Source organism: Microvirga soli (assembly GCF_016734765.1).
Lineage (GTDB): Bacteria > Pseudomonadota > Alphaproteobacteria > Rhizobiales > Beijerinckiaceae > Microvirga > Microvirga soli.
This window is the reverse complement of record NZ_JAERQE010000108.1, coordinates 1-5,805: the sequence shown is the minus strand read 5'-3', so window position 1 is coordinate 5,805 and position 5,805 is coordinate 1. Positions and strand designations below refer to the sequence as shown.

General features: G+C 54.3%; 2 protein-coding genes. One reads left to right on the top strand and one right to left on the bottom strand.

Going from position 1 to position 5,805, the window contains the following annotated elements; all coding sequences use genetic code 11:
• Nucleotides 1-32: 32 nt before the first annotated feature.
• The gene (locus JKL45_RS29085; RefSeq protein WP_201865250.1) at nucleotides 33-1,718 is read right to left on the bottom strand and encodes an alpha/beta hydrolase family protein; all 1,686 of its coding nucleotides are present in this window, start codon (nucleotides 1,716-1,718) and stop codon (nucleotides 33-35) included.
• Between the two features lie 855 nt (nucleotides 1,719-2,573).
• Here JKL45_RS29085 and JKL45_RS29080 point away from each other — a divergent pair.
• The gene (locus JKL45_RS29080) at nucleotides 2,574-5,657 is read left to right on the top strand and encodes an ATP-grasp domain-containing protein (protein WP_201865249.1); all 3,084 of its coding nucleotides are present in this window, start codon (nucleotides 2,574-2,576) and stop codon (nucleotides 5,655-5,657) included.
• Nucleotides 5,658-5,805: the final 148 nt, after the last annotated feature.

The following is a 5,805-nucleotide window of genomic DNA, read 5'->3' as shown; positions in this document are numbered from 1 at the left end:
GCACACCCGTCATGGCAGCCTCCCGTGTCAGATCAGGAGATTATGAGCTCATCCGCGGCACCTGCAACTGTAATGCTTAGAGGCGAAGCTGGGGTCATGTGGTCGGCGAAAAACCTGCCAACGACAGGAGCCCATACGGTGGCGTTGTCCGCTAACCAGTTATGGGGATAGTCGCCGGGGAAATAGAACGAGACCGGTGCGCCGGAGAGTTTTGCGGCTGTCTGGAAGGAGCGAGACAACTCGGGCGGGGCGTAAGTATCACTGTCGCCATACGACAACAGCGTCGGATGAACCACGTTCTCGATTAGCCCTGTCATCATGTTGATGACGCGGCTCACATCGTTCCAAGACTTGTCACCAATGCCTGCCAAAACTGCTCCGTTGCCGAACATTGCGGAGACCTTATCCTGTGACCCGAAACGGGCGGAGTGACCTGACCAAGCGAGTGCTGCCGTCGCGCCGGCTGAGTTACCGAATAGGCAGAACCGATGATTAGTGAAATACCTATCCCGCTGGTTTTCAGCAAACTCTATTGACGATTGGATTCGGTAGGCCGACCGGAGAGCATTGCCATACAGCAGGGGCGCGTGGACGTTGCCGTAGCCGTTGGTTGGGTTTGCGGAAGACGTGCCAGCCCCAAATCCCCGAAACGACACAATGTTGAAGCCGAGAAACAGCAGTGCGAGAATGTCAGGGCTCGTTTCTTCCATGTGACCGGTGGCTGCCGATCCGTGGTGGTGGATTAGGCATGGAGCCTTGATCGGCGCTCCTGTCTCGTCGGCGCGAAAGTGGATGCGTGCGCTATAATGGTAATCCGCCGCGGAGAGAGGCGGCAGCATGGTGTAATGCGGCGAAAGAGGAATGCCGTCGAATTCTGCATACGTCACCACTTCTCCATTTCTTGGCTGAGGGCGGCGGACAATCCGCTTCGATCGGGAAAGCGTGCTATTCCAAGCTCTGCCGAGCCTATCCCGCCATCCGAGAGATGAGCGCCTGATCGTTCCGAATACAGCTACGGGATCGTAGGAGAAGCTGAAACCGCCACTCTCGATACGCAATCCGTAGTCTGTTAGGCAGACATCGCCTGCGATAACCCGCGTAAACAACTGCATCTCATAAGCGGTATCTGGGTATAGAGCGATATCACGTGTGACCATGATCTGCTTTCTGACCCATAGGCCATCCAGGATACTCGCCTTTTGCTCTGCAGTAAGAGTGCGGCCAGGTTCGAGGCCTGTAGGCAAGAGGACCTGAGGATCTGGGTCGAGATTACCGAGGGAAGCGCCAAGGAATCGGCTGCCGCCACTTTGTCCACCTGCCTCAAAGGATGGTATGTCTAGGACCGGCGCCAAGCTAAGAAAACTGCTGACGCGCGCCCGCGGATCGGTGCCGAGCCGTAAGAGGTAACTCATGGCACCTTGTATAACGGTGTAGAGAGGATACTTTCCCTGATAAGTGAACCGAGTAATTCCCGCCTCAACGGCGTCAGTCACTTTGAACAGCGGCAGTGCAATTGGCGACGTCGTGGAGTCGGCTCGAATGTGAGCTAGTGGGATGATGCGACGATTTCGGCTGATCTCAGGAAATGGGTACAAGGTGAAATTGGTGGCATCCTGGGTCGGAAGCGCGAGGTGGCATTGCAGCATTCTCAAGCGACTCGTTGCAGGATTCCGAACATGTGCACTGTGACGGCCCAGCAATGCCGATATTTCCTGCATAAGGAGCGCTCCCTCAAGCTAATTTGGAAAGCTGCAGTTTGTAGGAAACTGACACAAGGCTCCTCTTGCGTCCATAGATTGACGATCATCTTTATTGCCTCTTGGCTGAGTTTGGCGATTGGTGCGGGAACCTGTTTCGGGCTCTACGGGGCTGTCGCCCGGCCAGTCTTCGTCTATCCTTTGCTCACCACCAGCATCGGTGTGTCGCCGGCAAGCAGCCGCTCAGCCTGCCTTGCGTGGGTAGCAATCCGATCGCTAGAGGCTGGGTCGCGACCATGGCGGACCAATTCGATCACTCACGGTCGAGATGTTTTGATTCACGCCTCTCTGGGCGAGCCCCGCGCTCTGGCGCGTCCGCGGCAGATTACGTCAAACTTACCGACCGTGGCTCCGGCTAGCGGGTGGTTACTGGCGCGGCCACTAGGTGGTCTGGGTGCACTCGACGATCCTTGGTGGAGGTGTCCACCAGCTGACCTGAAGGAATAGTTGAAAACGAACACCGCTCACGTGTGGAGCAGCGCTGCAAACCTGAGGTGGGTACCGGAGTTCGCTCCCTGAGCTGCGTGCTTAAGATCGGATGCCCAGAGCCCGTCCGCACTGTTTGAGCACATACATCGTGCGACCTCGGTGCGTTTGCCAGCCGATCGGTGAAGCACGGTCCTACAGCGCCCTTGCAGACAGGTCGCATATCGTCCATCTTGGCGGTGAGATGGTAGCGCTCCAAAAGAAGTCGTCCCGGCTCGAAGCGGTGGGGCTCTTCACTGATGGGAATGAGCCACTAAGGCGTTCGCACTACTTTGGCACTCTCATCGCTGAGCCCAGAGTGAAACGGGCTCGACAGAATGGACGCTGCTCATGCTTAGCATCCCCAATGAACTCTCCGATCTCAAGACAGTTGAGATGCATGACCGTGAGACTTTCTCAGCCGCCTTGGAACATAGCTCAGCCAAGTCTTGGTTCTACTATTTTCCTTATTTACACTTGCTTTGGAAAAACTCGAAGACCTATGCCCTGCTTTATGAGCAGGTCGAAGGAGCGATCCTTACATACAGGCTTCGGGCGGAAGAGGAACGGCTGCGCTTGAGCCTCTTTCTGCCGCCATTCCCGTTCCACCCCGCCCCACTGCGGCTTGCACGGGAGCGGATACGAGACTTCAATCACGGCCGAACGAGCCAGATCGTACAGGTGCAGGAAAGCGACGCGCTTTTGGTCGCACGGGAGGGCTTTGAGATCAGTTTCAGCTCCGGTGAGTACATTTATGATCGCGCGGCCGTAGTAGGGCTGGAGGGCAGTTCCTTCAGCCGCCTCCGCAGAAGCATTTCACAATACGCAGATCAATCCATTGTTGTGCGGGAATATAAGAAAGATGACCAGCGTGCCTGCAAAGACCTTCGCAATAAGTGGTATAATGCACTTGCGTCAAAGGGGGTGAAGCTTGGTCCATACTACCACTATTCTGCAAGTTGTCTCGAAAAATTCGAGGATTTTCCAAGCGATATGATAACGGGTCAAGTTGTAGAGGTTGCAGGCTCCATCAGGGCATTTTCTTTTGGCGGTCCAATTAGAGGACCAATTGGCAGTGTATTCATCACAATTTCAGATCACGAGATGCCTGGGCTTGCATACTTGCAGCGTTACCACCTGCTTACTAGCATGCCTCAGCTTACCTACTTTAACGACTCCTACGATGTCGGACGACCGGGTCTGGCTCAGGTCAAGCGCGCCTTCAGGCCAGTGGAGATGCACGGGATCTACTCGGCTCGCGAACAGACTCCTTTAAAGAACTCTCAAATATCCGTCTCAGCAGGCGCTAATGCTCAAAGGATTGAAAACAAAGTCGAACATTCGAAGAATAGTAGTATCATTCAATCGATCATCAATAGAGGTGAGAATGACTTTACTCAGTCTCCGTATCTTTCATGGAAAGGCGATATTGCGAGAACCTTGATTGCAGATGCAGCACTCCGCCGCGGCTACAAAGTTGATACGGAATGGAGTTTGGTCTTCCGCGTCTCCGACGGAGACAACTCTTGGATTTTCTCTCAAAACGACCCGGACGGATCAGTAGTGGCCGACATCATCGAAGAGGACAAGCATCTGACCAAAACGCTGCTATCGCGATCTGGCATACCTGTTCCGGTCGGTGAGGTTTTTGCGGATCAATCGGCGGCGCTTGAATACTTTCGTTCTCGAAGGGGCCCACAGGTCGTCAAACCTCAAAGTGGCTTCGGCGGTCGTGGAGTGACTGCTGGCATCCGTGACGAACGAGCCTTTCTGACGGCTTGGCAAAATGCCCGTGCGCGCAGGATTATTGTCGAAGACTTCTTTGAAGGCGACGAGGTTCGTATCATTGTTCTGGGCGGGCGCGTAGTGGCTGCTGTATGCAGGGTGCCCGCATACGTTGTAGGCAACGGCGCATCCTCCATCTCTGACCTGGTGTCTGAAAAGAATAAGCGGCGCAAGAACAATCCTCTCTTGAAAATATATCCAATAAAGAAGTTTGACCAACTGGAGCTCGACGGTCGCTCGCTGGACGAGGTCCCCGGAAAAAACGAGTATGTGCGCCTGAGCACGGTGTCCAACGTTGGTCAGGGTGGAGAAAGTGTTTCTGTTATGGATCACTTGCACCCGTCAATCATTGACATGGCCGAGAAGGCATTTCATGCAATTCCAAGCGCGACGCTTCTTGGAATGGACGTTCTCATCAAAGACTTTTCAGCGAACGCTGGAAATGAAAATACTTGCATAGTTGAGCTGAATACCAACCCTGCAATTGCAACTCCTTTCTTCGCGGCGTACGGCCCACCCTCGTCAATGCTGCCGGACGATTTGCTCGATTTTGTCGCATCCGGACGCTATGAGACTGCTAGACGTGCCGACTGGTATGAGAAGCCCACCGTTTTACCGGCTTCCATCTACATTCCTCAGTATGGAGGCGAAACATCCAAGAGAGAATACTCAACCCAAGTAGGCCTACTCAGACAGGCAGCGGAGGCGAGAAACCTGCAGGTTGAGGCCTTAAGCGACGAACTCACCGTGATTTCAAACGGTGAGCGCTCTACCGTCTTCTTCCGGGGAATGCCAAGCTGCACGCGCATTGTTGCACGCCGTGCGTCCAACAACAAAGAATGGACGAAGAGACTTCTGCAGCAAGCAAATATCACGACACCGGAAGGAAAGGTGTTTTCTATCGAAGCCAAGGAGAATGCTTGGAAGTTTGCGCAGCAACTCAGTGCTGGGGTTGGCGCTGTCGTGAAACCGACCATCGCTTCGGGTGGGAAGGGGATCTCCACCAACAACGTCAGACCGGCTGATTTTGAGGTGGCTTGGAAGTTCGTCTCGGAAACCGGTACGAAGTCGGTCCTTGTTGAGGAACATTGGCCCGGCAGAAGCTATCGGGTTCTGGTGATTGGCAATGCGGTACGGGCCGTGGCAGAGCGTGCTTCCGCATATATTGTCGGCGATGGCGCGCATACGATTGAGCAGTTAGTTGCCTCTAAGAACGAGCGGCGTCGGGACAATCCTTACCTTCGCGCAAATCTGATAAAACTCACGCCGATGGTCCTGCACAGGTTGGCAGCTTCGGGGGTGAGCCAACTATCGGTTCCAGAATCTGGGCAATACATACACCTGCACTCAGCAGCAAGCATCGGTTTAGGTGGAGAAGCTCGGGACGTGACAGATCTTTTACATGCTGGCTTTTCTGTGATCGCTAACAAGGTGAGGAAGGTGATGTACGATCCTCTTCACGTCGGAATCGACCTAATCGCAGAAGATATCACACTGTCACCTGAGGGGCAGAGATGGGCAGTTGTTGGAGTCAGTGCGAACCCCGAGTTTGGGATGCATCAGCTAGGCACTGCCGGCGTTTTGCGTGATGTGGCGGGTGCTCTCATTGAGACACTTTTCCCTGCGGCGCGGAATACGCAGTCCGAATAAATGAGTCCGCGTTCTAAGCTACAGTTTGATCATCTTTGAGAGGCCGATGGAAGTTGGCACGAGATTGCCTCTAGTCGTCCGTGAAGAATCCCGATCTCGTTGAGACGATTGGGATATCAGGCGCATCACCGCCTTCGATTTTGCAGGA